Here is a 14216-nt window from a genome sequence, read left to right on the forward strand (position 1 = left end):
TCAGGACCACATGGTGGCGACGAGTACCGCCTTGATGGAGTGCAGCCGGTTCTCGGCCTGATCGAAGACTTTTGAGGCGGGGGATTCAAACACCTCATCCGTCACTTCCATGCAGTCTAGCCCATAGGTTTGAAAAACCTTTTCACCGGTGACGGTGTCGCGATTGTGGAAGGCGGGAAGGCAGTGCAGGAATTTGGTATCGGGATTGCCGGTCAGGTCCATCACCCCTTGTGTGACGGTGAAGGGAGACAGGAGCGCGATGCGCTCTGCCCAGATGGATTCGGCCTCGCCCATCGAGACCCAGACATCGGTGTAGATGAAATCGCAGCCTTCCACCCCTTCGGCCAGCTTTTCGGTCAGCGTGATGCGCGCGCCGCTGGCTTCGGCCAGTTTGCGGCATTGGTCGAGCAAGGCCGCGTCTGGCCAGAGCGATTGCGGGCCGCAGAGGCGGATATCCATTCCGATCAGCGCCGCCCCCGCCATCAGGGACGCGGCCATATTGCCGCCCGTATCACCCACAAAGCAGAAGGCGATATCGGACAAATGCTTGTGTGTGTTTTCCCGCATTGTCATCAGGTCTGCCAGAACCTGGGTTGGGTGAAATTCATCCGTCAGCCCGTTGTAGACCGGTACGCCGGCGAATTTGGCCAGCACCTCGGCATCGGACTGCGCGAAGCCGCGATATTCGATGCCGTCATAGAAACGGCCCAGAACACGCGCGGTGTCCTTCATCGTTTCTTTCGTGCCGATATGGCTTCCCGATGGGCCGAGATAGGTGACATGCGCGCCCTGATCGAAGGCCGCCACTTCGAAGGCGCTGCGGGTGCGGGTGCTGTCTTTTTCAAAGATGAGGGCGATGTTCTTGCCGCGCAGCAAGGGCCGTTCGGTGCCTGTGGATTTTGCCTGTTTCAGGCTGGCGGCAAGGCGCAGGAGAAAGCGCAGGTCATCGCCCGTGAAATCCAGCAGTTTCAGAAAACTGCGGCCATGCAGGTTTTGCGGCATCGGGTGGTCCTTTCAGGGAAATCGCGCGTTACAGGGCATCGCGGATCAGGGGGCAGGTCATGCAATGCGACCCGCCGCGCCCGCGCCCGAGTTCGGCGCCGGAAATGGTGATCACCTCTACCCCTGCCTTGCGCAGAAGGGTGTTGGAATGGGTGTTGCGTTCGTATCCGACGACGACACCAGGCGAGATGCAGAGCAGATTGTTGGCATCATCCCATTGTTCACGCTGGGATTCATAGGCATCGCCCCCCGTGGGCACGGTGCGGAGCTTCTTGATCCCCAGCGCGCCTGCGACGACATCGAGGAAGGGCGCGGTCTCGGCGGTTACTGTCACACCGCCTTTGTCGCCGGGGCGCAGGGAATAGGTCTGGATGGCATCCGTCACCTCGGCGAAGACGGTCACCAGATCGCGGTCGCAAAAGGTGAAGACCGTGTCGAGGTGCATGGATGACCGCGCACGGGGGAACTGGCAGGCGATAACGCGTTCTGCCCCGCCACCCGCAATAAGGGCACGGGCCACTTGTCCCACCGCCTGCGGCGTGGTGCGTTCGCCCATGCCGATGAGGACGACCCCGTTGCCGATGGGCATGACATCGCCGCCCTCCAGCGTGGCCATCCCGTGATCGACCATCGGATCGCCGAACCAGATCGGGAAACCCGCGCCGGCGAAATCGGGGTGGAAGCGGTAGATGGCGGCGAGGTTCAGCGTTTCCAACCGACGGGCAGGCCAGAACATCGGATTCAGCGTGACGCCGCCATAAATCCAGCAGGACGAATCGCGCGTGAAGATCGTGTTGGGCATCGGGGGCAGGAGGAAATCTTCGCTGCGCACCATGGGGACCACGACCCCCGCCGCGGGGATGGGGAGTTCCGCCCTGCTCATGCCGCCGATCAGGATATGGGTCAGGGCGTTGGCGGGCAGTTCCATCAGGCAGGCGTGCAGGTCGGCGGACAGGCCGACGCCGACGGAATTGTCGTTGATCCGCGCGTCCAAGAGCCAACGGCGTGCTTCGGGCTGGGTGAGCACCTCTTCCAGCATCTCGCGCAGGTGCACGACCTCGACGCCGCGTTCGCGCAGCACATCGACAAAGGCCATGTGGTCGATGCGGGCCTGTTTGACCCAAAGGACATCGTCAAACAGCAGACTGGCGGCATTGGCGGGGGTCAGCCGCGCCATTTCCGAACCGGGCCGATGGACAAGGACGCGGCGCAACTGGCCTGCCTCGGAGTGAACGCCGTAGGTCAGGGTCATGCGGGGGCTCCAAGGGTGACGGCAAGCGCGAGGGCGGCCATGATGATCAGGGTGAGGACCACCAGCAGGGGCCAGACGAAGCGCAGCCAGCGTTCGTAGGGCACGCGGCCAATCGCCAGCCCGCCCATGACGACGGCAGAGGTGGGGGTGATCAGGTTGACCATGCCGCTGGCGGTGGCGAAGGCAGTGACGACAAGCTCGCGCTTTACCCCTGCGAAATCGGCCACTGGGGCGAGGATGGGCATCGACAGGACCGCAAGGCCGGAGGTGGATGGGACGAAGAAGGACATGCCGACCTCGATCCAGTAGACCATCAGAATGAAGGCGGTCTTTGGCAGGCCCGCGACGGAGAGTTCGGCGCTGTGCAGGATCGTGTCGGTGATCATTCCCGCGTCCATCACCACGACGATGCCGCGCGCCAGCCCGATGATCAGCGCGACGCCCAGAAGATCGCGCGCGCCGTTCACGAAGCTTTCCACGAGCTTGCCTTCACCTAACCGGGCGACAAGTCCGATGACGATGGCGGCGGCGAGGAACAGGCCGCTCATTTCGGCCATCCACCAGCCGCCGATGGACACGCCCCAGATCATTATGGCGAAGGTCAGGGCAAAGAGGATCAGGACGATCTTGTGCTGGCCGGTGAAGGTGGCGGCCTCGGCCGCGGTTTCCTTGAGGAAGTGCGCCTCGTTCGCGGCCTTCTTGTCAAAGACCAGCGATTTTGTCGGATCAGCGCGCACCCGCGCCGCGTAGCGCATCACGAAGGCCACGGTGACAGCCCAGCACAGGACGAGAATGATCAGCCGCAGCATCAGCCCGTCGGCAAAGGTTACCCCTGCTGCATCTGAGGCGATGACGGTGGAGAAGGCGTTGATGGTGGAGCCCAGAACGCCCACGCCTGCGCCCAGAAGGATGACTGCCACGGCGGTCAGCGCATCGAATTTTGCCGCGATCATCACCGGGATGAGCAGGACGTAGAAGGCCAGCGTTTCTTCGGCCATCCCATAGGTTGTGCCGCCAAGCGCGAAAAGCGCCATCAGGAACGGGATCATCCACGTCTCGCGCCCCTTGAGGCGCAGCATGGCGCGGGCGATGCCGGCGTCGATTGCGCCAGAGGCCGTGACCACCCCGATGAAGCCGCCGATGATCAGCACGAAAAGCGATACGTCTATGGCATTGGCGGTGTAAGCGACCGGATCGTAGAACCCCGCGATGGGGGCGAGGATCACGTCAAACACGCCTTGCGGATTGGCGTCGGTGGGCGCGTAGCTGCCCGCGACGGGGACGTCCTTTCCCAAAACCTCGGACGGGATGCGCTGATACTGGCCTGCCGGGATGATCCAGGTCAGCCCGGCGATCAGGATGATGAGGCCGAAGAGGATGGTGAAGGCCGAGGGGAAGCGGAACCCGGTTTTCTCGGTGGATCGCATTGCTGGCTCCTGTCGCCGTGGTGGGGCAAGAGTAGCGGGGCTTGTCGGGCCGTGGCTTGACGCAGGTTAGGCGCATCCCCTTCGGGACGGCTTGCCGCGCGGGGAAAGTGACCACGTCAGCCGGTGACGAGGCCATCGCCCACGACGATCTGGCGGCGGCAGAGCGCGGCGATCTTTTCGTCATGGGTGGAGATCAAGAAGGTCGTGCCTTCGTCGCGGTTGATTTCGGCGATCAGGTCCATCACCTGAAGCGCGGAGGCGCGGTCGAGGTTGCCTGTGGGTTCATCTGCCAGCACCAGTTCAGGGCGGTTCATCAGGGCGCGCGCCACGGCCACCCGTTGTTTCTGCCCGCCGGACAGGTTGGCAGAAGGGAAATGGATGCGTTCGGCCAACCCCATGCGCACCAGCAGTTCCTGCCCGCGAGACCGGGCCGCCGCCGTTTCGCGTCCTTCGCGGACGGCGGTGGGGAAGATGACGTTTTCCAGCGCGGTGAAATCGGGCAGCAGGTTGTGGAACTGAAATACGAACCCGATGTGCAGGTTGCGAAATTCGGTCAGTGCCTTGTCCGTGGCAGTCGTCAGATCGATGCCCAGCATGGTGTGGCTGCCTGATGTGGGATGCATCAGGGTGCCGAGGATGGTGAGCAGTGTGCTTTTGCCCGATCCGGAGGGGCCCAGCAGGGCGGCAAGTTCGCCGGTATTCATCGCAAGGTTCAGCCCACGCAGCACCCGCGTTTCGGCATCTCCGGTGCCGAAGGTTTTGACCAGATCACGAACCTCAAGCAGCGCGGTCATTGGCCGATGGCCGTGACCGGGTCCAGCCGGGCGGCGGCGCGCGCGGGCAGGATCGAGGCGGCGATAGCGCCCAGTGTCGTGAGAAGGATGGCTAGGCCATAGGCGCCTTGGGTGATGTCGATGGGCAGCCCGCTTTGCCCCGGGGCAAAGCTTTCGCGGCCGGGAAAGGCAAGAAGAACCGCATAGCCGGAGGCGGCGCCGAACAGACCGCCCATCAGCCCGATCAGCGCGCCCTGGGTGACGAAGACGATGGTCACGAACCATCGCCCGGCCCCCATGGCGCGCATGATCCCGATTTCCGGCCTGCGCCGATAGGTCGACAGCAAAAGCGCCGAGGCCACGCCGATGATGATAGTCAGAAGCGCAAAGCCCTTGAGGATGTACCCCGTCTGCGCCTGTGCCTTGAGTGCTTCGAGGAGTTGGGCGGCCTGTTCTGTCCAGGATTTTGCGTCCAGCCCTGTGAGCGCCTTGATGCGCGGGGCGAGGGTGTCGGCCGTGTAAAGATCGGCCAGCTTGATTTCGATCCGTGTGACCCCCTGTGGCATCTGGAACAGGGTGCGCGCGGTGGCGAGGCTGACATAGGCCTGTCGCCGATCAGGCCCGCCAGACCCCATTTCGTAGATGCCGGTGATCGTGAGCAAGGCGTCGATCCCGTTGCCACTTTGCAGACGGACGGTCTGGCCCAGCCGAAGGTCCATGTCTTCGGCCAGCGTCTTGCCGATCAGCACCCCGCCCGCGCCAAGGTTCGCCGTGCCTTCGGTGATGTAGCCTGACAGGTTGGCAATGACGGATTCGCGGCCGGGTTCCAGCCCGCTGATGGAAACCTGCGTGACCTGAGCGCCGCGCGTCAGGAAGCCCGATCCGTTGATCTGTGGGGAGGTGCCGATCACCCCGGGCAGGTTTTCGATCAGGGGCAGAAGGGCGGGCGTGTCCTTCAGCACAGCCGTGCGCTGCGTAGAGGGTTCCTGCACCAGCAGCATCGTGCGACCGGTGGAGGGCAGCAGAAGGGCAGGGTCCACGGCTTCGGCTTGAATGGTGATATGCGCCATATCGCCCGCCGTGCGCGCCATGATGAATTCGGCCAGCCCCCCGATCAGCGCCGACATGAAGATGAAGATGAACACCCCAATTGCCACGCCCAGCACAAGAAGCGCGGTCTGCGCCTTGCTGGCGGTGAGGTAGCGCAAGGCGATCTTGAGCGCATAAGGCATCAGGGTGCTGCCGAAACGGTTTGCCCGTCTGCGATGCCGGTGGCATCGGCAAGGACGATGTCGCCAACCGACAGGCCTTTGGTCACGATCAGGCGGGCGGCGGGCCAGTCGATCACCTGAACGGCGCGCTGGCGGGCCGTGCCATCCTGAAGCACGAAGACGGCGTCGCCTTCGGCAGCCTTTATCAGCGCGGCGCGCGGTACGGTGATGGCGTCGGCGCGGTCGTCTACGGTGATGTTGGCGGTGACCGTCAGCCCGATGGGCGCGACCAGCGCGACGTCCGGCGTCAGCCGGACGGCCAGACCGCCGGTCGAGGCATCGACACGTTGGGAAACAAAGCTGACATGGCCTGCGCGCACCACCGCCTCGCCCGACAATTGCAGGGCCGCCGGCTGGCCGGTGCGGATGTGCGTGGCATAGGATTCGTCCACGTCGGTTTCGACCAGCAGGCGCGTCATGTCGGCGATGGTCATCAAGATGACGGCGGGATCAACGCTTTGTCCGGGATCGGCGGCCACTTCCAGCACGGTGCCGGAAAGGGGGGCGCGGATGGTGAACTTCTGCAACTGAATCCGCGCCTGATCCAGAAGGGCGGAGAGGCGGGCAACCTCTTGCGCTGCGGTTTGTTCGGCACGGGTCGCGCTGTCCAGCACGACGCGGGCGGCGTTGTTGCCAAGTGCCAGTGTGCGCGAAAGATTGGCCTGCGCCGCGTCTTCGGCCACCAGCGCGGCATCCAGGCCCGCCATTGCCTGCCTTACGGCGGCTTGTTGGGACGAAGGATCAATGAGTGCCACCGTCTCCCCGATGCTGACGACTGCACCTTCGGTGACGGCGATGGAAACCAGCGTGCCGCTGACCTGTGGGCGGATATCGACAGACCGGACACCGGAGATGCGGCCGTTCACGGCAAGAACCCGCGTGGCCGGAGCGGCCGCGACGGTTTCGACGGCGACTTCCGTGACTGCTGTCTTCCAGGGTTGAAGATAGCCAAGGATGGCCAGCGCCAAGGCCAACCCGCCGCCAGCCATCCACAGCCAGAGGCGGCGTTTGGGGCGGGGGGGATCTGGTGGTGTGGGCGGGATCGGTGGGATGACCGCAGGAACCAGCAGCGCATGTTCCGCGCCGGGCGTCTTGGCCGCGGCGACGGGTTTCGCCTTGTTTGCGATATCCGTCACCTTGTTTGGAGGGGGCATGTTCCGTTCCTGTCGTGGTCCGCTCGGGGCTTTGGAAGGGCGGTCGACCCCTGTTCGCGCCGCGCAGCCACCTTAGGCAGGCATCGGGAATGGCACCTTGATCTGCATCAGCCGTGGGTCCGCTTTGGGCGGCGTGCTGCGTACGGGGAAATGGCGTGAGGGTGACAGATGGGACATCGCGGGGAAATGTCTGACACTGCGCGGCGCCGTTCCCTGCTTCCGGCGGGTTCTCACAAGCGCGGGAAAGCCCGTCCGTCCATCAGTTTGCGGGCGGTTCGGTTCGAGCCTGCGCCACGGACGTTGTGATCGGCGTCGATGTCGAGAAACACCTCGGTTGCCCCAGAGGGGTGTTCGATGGAAAAGCGGCCATCGGCGGGGATTACCGCCAGTTTGGCTGCCGGGCTGTCTGGCATCAGGCAGGCGGTGGCCACAGAGATGGCAGCAAAAACCCCGACCGAGGAATGGACGCGCTTTGGAATGAAGCTGCGGGTGTTGATTGCGCCACCGTTGATTGGCGCCGAGACCAAGGTCATCTTGGGTACAGAGGCCGTGGTCACGTCACCAAGACCCATCAGGCCCCCGGCTTGCAGGCGGATACGCTCGATCCGCGCCTTGACCTGATCCATCGCTTCGATCTCTGCGCAGGTTTCCTGCCCGGTCAGGCCGAAATCTGAGGCGCGGAGAATGACGATGGGCATTCCGTTGTCGATCAAGGTGCAGTCTACCCCGTCGATCACATCCCGTACGCGGCCGGTCGGCAGCAGGCTGCCGCACATCGAGCCTGCGATGTTCTGGAACAGAAGAGGGATGGGTGCAGCGGTGCCGGGAACGCCGTCGATCGCGGTGCCCCCGTCATAGCGGACGCGACCGTCTGGGGTCTGCACCTCGGCCCGCGCGACTTCGCCGGTGTTGACCATGTGAATGCGGACCGGCGTCATGCTGCCCGCAGCGGCAACCAGCCCGCGTTCGATGGCAGCGGGGCCGACCGCGGCAAGGATGTTGCCGCAACCCTGCGCATCTGACACCAGCGCCTGATCGACGAAGACTTGCAGGAATAGGTAGTCCACATCGGCATCGGGCCGGTTGGAGCGGGAGAGGATCGCCACCTTTGAGGTGAGCGGGTCGGCCCCGCCGATGCCATCGATCTGGCGTGGGTCGGGGCTGCCCATGATCCGCAGCAAAAGCTGGTCGCGCGCAACCGCATCGGCGGGCAGGTCCGAGGCAAGGAACACCGCCGCCTTCGATGTGCCGCCGCGCATCCAAAGGCAGGGGATGCCCGCGTCAGACATATTTGAGTCCCTTGGCCGCAAGGGCGGGACGCATGTTGTAAAGATCAAGGCCTAGCGTCCCAGCTGCAAGCTTTTCGCGCTTGGCCGCCTCGGCGGAAAGTCGGGCTTCGGCGGCGGCGAGCACTGCCTCGGCCTCGGCGCAGCGGACCACGACCACGCCGTCATCATCCGCGACGATCACGTCGCCCGCCTCGATGGTCTGCCCGGCGCAGACGATGGGCACATTGACCGAACCCAAGGTTTCCTTGACCGTGCCCTGTGCCGAGACGGCCTTGCTCCAGACCGGGAAGCCCATCGCTGTGAGGTCGCGCACATCGCGGACGCCCGCGTCGAGGATCAGGCCCCGGCAACCGCGCGCCTGCGCAGAGGTGGCCAGAAGATCGCCGAAATAGCCGTTGTCGCAGGGGCTTGTCGGGGCAAGAACCAGAAGGTCGCCGGGTTGCAGCTGTTCGATGGCGACATGCAGCATCCAGTTGTCGCCCGGTGGTGCGCTGATGGTCACTGCGCTGCCTGCCACCTGCGCACCCGCATAAATCGGGCGCATGTAACTGTGAAGGCACCCTTTGCGGCCCTGCGCCTCGTGGACCGTGGCCACACCGGCGCGGGCCAGCGCGTCGATGACTTCGGGTTTTGCGCGGGGGATGTTACGAATGACAACGCTCATGCCACGCCACCCCCGAGGCCACCTTGCAGGGCGGCCGTTTCGTTCAGCGTATTGGCATAGGTTGCCGCTGTTGCGATGCCGCCAAGGGGGAAGATGTGGATGCCTGCGATGTTGCGTCCGCGCCCCGCGGCCATGCCTGTGGCGAGATCGGACAAAACGTCATCGGGGGTGAAAGGCAGCAAGAGCCTCGACAGATCGCGCGCCCGCTTTTGCAGAACCGAGAGCGAGGGGCCAACGCCGCAGGCGATGGCGAACTTGATCAGCGTTTGCAGTTTTGCGGGCCCGGATACACCGACATGGACGGGTAGCGCGACCCCGGCATCGGCCAGCCGATCCGTCCAGTCCAGTACCGGACCTGCGTCGAAGGCGAATTGGGTTGTCATGGCCATCGCTGCCCCGGTGCGGTTGGCGAAATCCTGTTTCCAGCGTGCGGCTTCATCCACCAGCCGTGTCGATCCGTCGGGATCAATGTCGCGGTTGCCTTCGGGGTGGCCTGCGACATGCAGGCAGATAAATCCGTGGCGATCAAACAGACCGGTTTCCAGCAGTTGCATCGAGTTGTCGAAATCCCCCGCCGGAGTTTTTGGCCCACCTGCGAGCACCAGCGCCTGTGTAACCCCTGCCTCTGTGGCATAGCGGTTCAACCAGAGGTCCAATGTGGCCCGATCGGGAATGATCCGTGCCGGAAGATGGGGCATGACGGCAAAGCCTTCGCCTGTGAGGCGCCTTGCGCAATCCAGCATTTCGGTGAAGGGCGTGCCATCCAGATGGGCGATGTAGATGCGCGTTGCGGGCGGCAGCAGCGCGCGGAAATCTGCGATCTTGGCGGCGGTGCGGGGCATCACCTCGATCGAATAGCCCTGTGCGATGGTGCCCGGACGCGGGGTATTCGCATCGGATTTGGCAGGGCGAAACGGCAATACGGCCATGATCTAGTCCTTCTTGACGGGCGGAGTGCCGTGGGTGTGAAAGGTGTCGATGGTCTTGAGGCCCCAGGCTTGGCCTTTTTTGCGTTCGGTTTCGGTCCAGATGACCGGCTCCCAATCCGGCGCAAGGATCAGCCGCGCCCCGGAATTGGCCAATTCCACGCGGTTGCCTGCCGGTTCCCAGACGTAGAGGAAGAAGGTGCCCTGAATGGCGTGCTTGTGCGGCCCTGTTTCGATAGGGACGCCGTTTTCAAGGAAGATGTCGGCCGCGCGCAGGATGTCTTCGCGGGTGTCGGTGGCATAGGTCACGTGGTGCAGGCGGGCTTGGCCGCCGCTGTGATCTTCGGTGCAGGCAAGGTCATAGGTCTTGTTGTTGACCGTGAACCAGCAGCCACCGGTGCGGCCATTGTCCAGCTGGATCATTTCGGTAACGCGGGAGCCGAGACAGGTTTCCATGAAGCGCCGAAATTCGGCGACGTCGGTTGCCAGCAGGTTCAGATGATCAATCCGGCGAGGGGCGGCGCCTTGGCCCGTGTAGCGGCTGGCCATGTTCTTCAGCGCGGGGCGGTCGGCAGCGTTGGGCGTATAGCGGTTGGTTTCCCAATAGATTTCAAAGATATGGCCAAAGGGATCTTCGAAACGGTAGGCGGGGCCGTGGCTGTGATCGCCGGCCACCCAGCCATGCGTCTTGAAACCCGAGGCTTCGATGATGGCCACCTGATCGGCCAGCGCCTGCGCTGAGGCCGCGCGATAGGCGATGTGGCCAACCCCGGTGGTGTGATGGCGTGTCAGCTTGAGCGAGCAGAATTCATAGTCATCCCAGGCCCGCAGATAAGCGCTGTTTGCATCCTGCGCCGAAAGCTTCAGCCCGTAGACACGGGTGAAGAAATCGAGGCTGTCGTCGAAACGGTCGGTGTAAAGTTCGACATGACCCAGATGCGCGATGGTCCCCATCAGAGTTCATCCACCGTGCGGGGGAACATCGACTGAAAGCCTTCGGCATAGGCCGCCTGCCGCCCGCCTGACATGCCGCCCGAATTGCGCTGGAAGTGGTTCGCGCGGTTCTGGGCAACGCGGGTGTAGAACTCCCACAGGTGTTCCTGCCCGGCCATGCATTCGATGGCGGCACGCTTTTTGTCCCAGACCGGGGTGATGTCGAGAAAGACGTCCGGCTTCCAACCCATCTGTTCGGTCTGGTGCGGTTCAAAGAGGTACAGCTGTGGTGCGCCAAGTACCTTTTGCCCGGGGTTGTGGCCCCAGGCCTGCGCGATCATCCGGCATTCCAGCGCCACCTGCGTGGTGTACATGTGATCGGTGTTATAGGGGTCAAAGGCGCTGTGGCTCATCATGAAAGCGGGCTGCACGTCGCGGATGATGTCGACGAGGCGCATCTTGTCATCGTCCGTCAGGCGGAGCGGGTAGTCGCCCAGATCAAGGCAGATCAGATTATGGACACCCAGCGCTTTGGCTGCCGCCTCGGCCTCGGTCCGACGCGCGGCTTTGACCACGTCGAGCGTCATGCCGGGTTTTTTCCACAGCTTGGCGCTTTCGCCGCGTTCGCCGAAGGATAGGCAGACGACCGTGACCTGATAGCCCATGGCAGCATGCAGCGCGATCGCCCCGCCACAACGCCAGACGAAATCGGCGGCATGGGCCGAGATGATAAGGGCGGTCTTGGGGGCTGTTCCGGCGGCTGTCATAGCGGGATCCTTTGATGAGCGGTGCGAAAGTCATGCTCTGCGCGGATTGCCATTCCAATTCGGAAGACTGGCAAGGGGCATAAATTTTAGCTACAGATGCTTGTCCGGATGGCGCTGTTCCCGCAGGCTTTCCAGATCGGCGCGACAGGGGTTTTCCGGATGCAGGACATCGTTTTCGTAGGGTTTGGCGAGGCAGGGCAGGCCTTTGCCAAGGGTTTGCGTCCCGCATCCCTGCGCATTGCGGGATATGATCTGAAGCTAGATGCCATTGCACAAGCTGATCTTTGCCGGCAGGCGCTGGCGCAGCTGGACGTTCTGCCTTGCGGGCTTGGGGACGTGGGAAAGGCGCAGGTTGTGATCTGCCTTGTCACGGCCGATCAGGCGTTGGTCGCGGCGCGTGCCGCGGCCCCGCATTTGGCGCAGGGGGCGTTCTGGTTTGACGGCAACTCCTGCGCGCCCGGCACCAAGCAGCAGGCGGCGGCGGTGATTGGTGCGGCAGGCGGGCGCTATGTTGATCTGGCGTTGATGGCACCGGTTCATCCGCTTTTGCATCGCACGCCGATGCTGGCCTCGGGGCCGGATGCCATTGCTGGCGCGGCGACGCTCGAGGCGCTTGGGATGGCGGCCACGGTTGTGGGCGACCGGGTGGGGCAGGCGTCATCCATCAAGATGCTGCGTTCGGTCATCATCAAGGGGCTGGAGGCATTGACGGCGGAGTCCTTCCTCGCCGCCCGCGCGGCGGGGGTGGAAGAGGCCGTGATCGCATCCCTGCAGGCATCAGATCCGGGGTTCGACTGGGCGCGGCGTGGGGCATATAATCTGGAACGGATGCTGGTGCATGGCGCGCGGCGGGCGGCTGAGATGACTGAGGTGGCGGTCACTTTGCGACAGCTTGGCCTGCCGGGCCGGATGACCGAGGCGACAGTTCAATGGCAGACAGACCTTGCCGCACTGTCAGTGGACCCGGGGCCGGAGGATCTTGCAGCAAGGGCAGACGTGGTCTTGCAGGCCCTGCGATGAAGGTGAGCCTGCGCCATTTGCGGATCGTGCTGGCGGTGCAGGAGACGCGGTCCGTCACCCAAGGTGCGGCGCTTTGCCATGTGTCGCAGCCCGCCGTTTCGGCCGCCTTGGCGCAGTTTGAGACGCTGCTTGGGACGCCGATCTTTGACCGGGGGCGCGGTGGATTGATCCTGACCCCGGCGGGCGAGGCTGTGGTCCTGCGCCTTCGCCGGGCGCTGGCGTTGCTGGATCCGGTGCTGACCGCGCTTGCACCGCGCCTGACCCGAACGGCAACGGTTGCCCAGTTGAACGCGCTGATCGCTGTGACCGAATGCGAAAGCTTTTCCGCAGCCGCACGCCGTCTGAACGTCGCTCAGCCTACGGTGCACCGGGCAATCAGCCAGCTTGAGGGAGAGGTTGGCCAGCCCTTGTTTGACCGCACATCGCATGGCGTGATCCCGATCCGTGCGGTGCGGCATCTGGCAATCGCCGCCCGTCTGGCCTTTGCCGAGATGGAGCAGGCCGAGGCGGATGTTGGAGCCTTGGCGGGGCGTGAGGTTGGGCGGGTTGTCATTGGGGCCATGCCCTTGGCACGGTCGGCGCTGCTGGGTTCGGCGATTTCGTTGTTCCGCAGGCGTTGGAAGACGCTTCCGGTTCGCGTGATCGATGGGCCTTATGCGGACTTGGTTCTGGCCCTGCGGCGGGGAGAGGTGGATGTTCTGGTGGGGGCGTTGCGCCCCGCTGTTTCAGATCTGACCCAGGAAGTGCTGTTTCAGGATGCGCTGGCCATCGTCGCCCGGCCCGGCCATCCCTTGACCCAAGGTCCGGTGGGTCCCGTTGAAATGGTTGGCTTTCCCTGGGTTGTAGCCGCTGAGGGTACCCCGGCGCGCGACCATTTCACGGCGATGTTCCGGGGGGTGGGATTGCCGGTTCCGGGCAGCCTTGTTGAAACCGGGTCTATGGGGCTTTTGAGCGATCTGGTTGGCACGTCAGACCACCTTGGCTTTATCTCGGCCCGGCAGGTTGGGCGCGAGGTCGCACGGGGCGCGCTGGTCCAACTGCCGTTTCAGCCCGATGGGACATTGCGCCCGATTGGCCTTGCCATGCGCGCCGGTTGGCAACCCACAAGGGCGCAGGACGACATGCTGGCGGCGCTGCGCGCGGCCGCTGTTTAGGCCAAAGCTCCTTTGCGGAACTTCCGCAGGATGCGCTGCAGCTCGGTGCGTTCGGCTTCTGTCAGGCAGCCAAACAAACGGCGTTCATGGTCGGCAGCGCTGGCCTGTGCCGCAGCAGCCAACTGCTTGCCTGCCGTGGTGGGCATGAGCGCATGACGCCTGCGATCCTGCGCCACTGGTGCGCGAATGATCAGATTGCGGCCTGCCAGTTCATCGATGATGGTGACGAGGTTCGACCGCTCGATCTGTAGGGCGTCGGCAAGCTGCGTTTGTGTTAGGCCCGGCTCGCCCACGATGATCGACAGCGCCGAGAAGGACACCGCGCGCAAGTCGTATTCGGCCAGCGTTTTGGCAAAATCGGCCTGAACAATCGACAGGGCGCGTTTCATGGCGTAGCCGATGAAAGTGGACAGATGGCGATCCGTCTCGGCCGCTTGCTCGGGTGCCTGAGCGATAACTTCCATCTTTTGGCCCTTTCCCGAATGGGGAGTTCAACGCGGCGCGTATGTCGGCAGCATACCTCTCTGAGAAAGAGATTCCATATCAATATTCGTCAATACCATTATCTGGCCGCGAATGGACGG

At 63.9% G+C, this 14216-nt stretch carries 14 protein-coding genes; 2 read left to right on the forward strand and 12 right to left on the reverse strand.

From position 1 onward, the window contains the following. From argF to RSE12_05185, 11 genes are all read right to left on the reverse strand, one after another. Positions 1–1002: an ornithine carbamoyltransferase gene (gene argF / locus RSE12_05135; GenBank protein WRH63725.1), complete on the reverse strand. Its 1002-nt coding sequence runs from the start codon at positions 1000–1002 to the stop codon at positions 1–3. 28 nt (positions 1003–1030) lie between these two features. Continuing rightward, on the reverse strand, positions 1031–2254 hold the full coding sequence (gene arcA / locus RSE12_05140; protein WRH63726.1) for an arginine deiminase: 1224 nt from the start codon (positions 2252–2254) through the stop codon (positions 1031–1033). Next, entirely contained in the window at positions 2251–3681 is a 1431-nt protein-coding gene (locus tag RSE12_05145) for a YfcC family protein (protein ID WRH63727.1), read from the reverse strand. The genes arcA and RSE12_05145 overlap by 4 nt, the downstream gene beginning before the upstream one ends. A 116-nt stretch (positions 3682–3797) precedes the next feature. Further along, complete coding sequence (locus RSE12_05150) at positions 3798–4475, reverse strand: ABC transporter ATP-binding protein (protein ID WRH63728.1); 678 nt, start codon at positions 4473–4475, stop codon at positions 3798–3800. After that, positions 4472–5686 carry an ABC transporter permease gene (locus RSE12_05155; GenBank protein WRH63729.1) on the reverse strand — a complete coding sequence of 405 codons (1215 nt, stop codon included), beginning with the start codon at positions 5684–5686 and terminating at the stop codon, positions 4472–4474. Before RSE12_05155 ends, RSE12_05150 begins: the two co-directional genes overlap by 4 nt. Continuing rightward, on the reverse strand, positions 5686–6879 hold the full coding sequence (locus RSE12_05160; protein ID WRH63730.1) for an efflux RND transporter periplasmic adaptor subunit: 1194 nt from the start codon (positions 6877–6879) through the stop codon (positions 5686–5688). The genes RSE12_05155 and RSE12_05160 overlap by 1 nt, the downstream gene beginning before the upstream one ends. A gap of 230 nt (positions 6880–7109) precedes the next feature. Beyond that, positions 7110–8168 carry a 4-oxalomesaconate tautomerase gene (locus tag RSE12_05165; protein WRH63731.1) on the reverse strand — a complete coding sequence of 353 codons (1059 nt, stop codon included), beginning with the start codon at positions 8166–8168 and terminating at the stop codon, positions 7110–7112. After that, entirely contained in the window at positions 8161–8832 is a 672-nt protein-coding gene (locus RSE12_05170; GenBank protein ID WRH63732.1) for a 4-carboxy-4-hydroxy-2-oxoadipate aldolase/oxaloacetate decarboxylase, read from the reverse strand. The genes RSE12_05165 and RSE12_05170 overlap by 8 nt, the downstream gene beginning before the upstream one ends. Then, positions 8829–9761 carry a methylenetetrahydrofolate reductase gene (locus tag RSE12_05175; GenBank protein WRH63733.1) on the reverse strand — a complete coding sequence of 311 codons (933 nt, stop codon included), beginning with the start codon at positions 9759–9761 and terminating at the stop codon, positions 8829–8831. Before RSE12_05175 ends, RSE12_05170 begins: the two co-directional genes overlap by 4 nt. A gap of 3 nt (positions 9762–9764) precedes the next feature. Next, a complete protein-coding gene (locus RSE12_05180; protein WRH63734.1) occupies positions 9765–10712 on the reverse strand; it encodes a VOC family protein in 948 nt (315 codons plus the stop codon). Beyond that, positions 10712–11458, reverse strand: coding sequence for a PIG-L deacetylase family protein (locus RSE12_05185; GenBank protein WRH63735.1), 747 nt, complete (start codon positions 11456–11458; stop codon positions 10712–10714). The genes RSE12_05180 and RSE12_05185 overlap by 1 nt, the downstream gene beginning before the upstream one ends. Positions 11459–11554: 96 nt before the next feature. Between RSE12_05185 and RSE12_05190 the strand changes: the two genes are divergently transcribed. After that, positions 11555–12478, forward strand: a complete 924-nt coding sequence (locus RSE12_05190; GenBank protein ID WRH63736.1) for a DUF1932 domain-containing protein — start codon at positions 11555–11557, stop codon at positions 12476–12478. Continuing rightward, positions 12475–13632 (forward strand): LysR family transcriptional regulator, encoded by a 1158-nt coding sequence (locus tag RSE12_05195; protein WRH63737.1) that lies wholly within the window; start codon positions 12475–12477, stop codon positions 13630–13632. The genes RSE12_05190 and RSE12_05195 overlap by 4 nt, the downstream gene beginning before the upstream one ends. Here the strand turns inward: RSE12_05195 and RSE12_05200 are convergent. Next, entirely contained in the window at positions 13629–14096 is a 468-nt protein-coding gene (locus RSE12_05200) for a MarR family transcriptional regulator (protein ID WRH63738.1), read from the reverse strand. The genes RSE12_05195 and RSE12_05200 overlap by 4 nt on opposite strands. Between the last annotated feature and the right edge of the window lie 120 nt (positions 14097–14216).

Source organism: Fuscovulum sp. (genome assembly GCA_035192965.1).
Lineage (GTDB): Bacteria > Pseudomonadota > Alphaproteobacteria > Rhodobacterales > Rhodobacteraceae > Paragemmobacter.

Excerpts from the sequence above, each read along its gene's own strand:
- argF (WRH63725.1), bottom strand. The coding sequence starts at position 1,002 with ATGCCGCAAAACCTGCATGGCCGCAGTTTTCTGAAACTGCTGGATTTC.
- arcA (WRH63726.1), bottom strand. The coding sequence starts at position 2,254 with ATGACCCTGACCTACGGCGTTCACTCCGAGGCAGGCCAGTTGCGCCGC.
- RSE12_05145 (WRH63727.1), bottom strand. The coding sequence starts at position 3,681 with ATGCGATCCACCGAGAAAACCGGGTTCCGCTTCCCCTCGGCCTTCACC.
- RSE12_05150 (WRH63728.1), bottom strand. The coding sequence starts at position 4,475 with ATGACCGCGCTGCTTGAGGTTCGTGATCTGGTCAAAACCTTCGGCACC.
- RSE12_05155 (WRH63729.1), bottom strand. The coding sequence starts at position 5,686 with ATGCCTTATGCGCTCAAGATCGCCTTGCGCTACCTCACCGCCAGCAAG.
- RSE12_05160 (WRH63730.1), bottom strand. The coding sequence starts at position 6,879 with ATGCCCCCTCCAAACAAGGTGACGGATATCGCAAACAAGGCGAAACCC.
- RSE12_05165 (WRH63731.1), bottom strand. The coding sequence starts at position 8,168 with ATGTCTGACGCGGGCATCCCCTGCCTTTGGATGCGCGGCGGCACATCG.
- RSE12_05170 (WRH63732.1), bottom strand. The coding sequence starts at position 8,832 with ATGAGCGTTGTCATTCGTAACATCCCCCGCGCAAAACCCGAAGTCATC.
- RSE12_05175 (WRH63733.1), bottom strand. The coding sequence starts at position 9,761 with ATGGCCGTATTGCCGTTTCGCCCTGCCAAATCCGATGCGAATACCCCG.
- RSE12_05180 (WRH63734.1), bottom strand. The coding sequence starts at position 10,712 with ATGGGGACCATCGCGCATCTGGGTCATGTCGAACTTTACACCGACCGT.
- RSE12_05185 (WRH63735.1), bottom strand. The coding sequence starts at position 11,458 with ATGACAGCCGCCGGAACAGCCCCCAAGACCGCCCTTATCATCTCGGCC.
- RSE12_05190 (WRH63736.1), top strand. The coding sequence starts at position 11,555 with ATGCTTGTCCGGATGGCGCTGTTCCCGCAGGCTTTCCAGATCGGCGCG.
- RSE12_05195 (WRH63737.1), top strand. The coding sequence starts at position 12,475 with ATGAAGGTGAGCCTGCGCCATTTGCGGATCGTGCTGGCGGTGCAGGAG.
- RSE12_05200 (WRH63738.1), bottom strand. The coding sequence starts at position 14,096 with ATGGAAGTTATCGCTCAGGCACCCGAGCAAGCGGCCGAGACGGATCGC.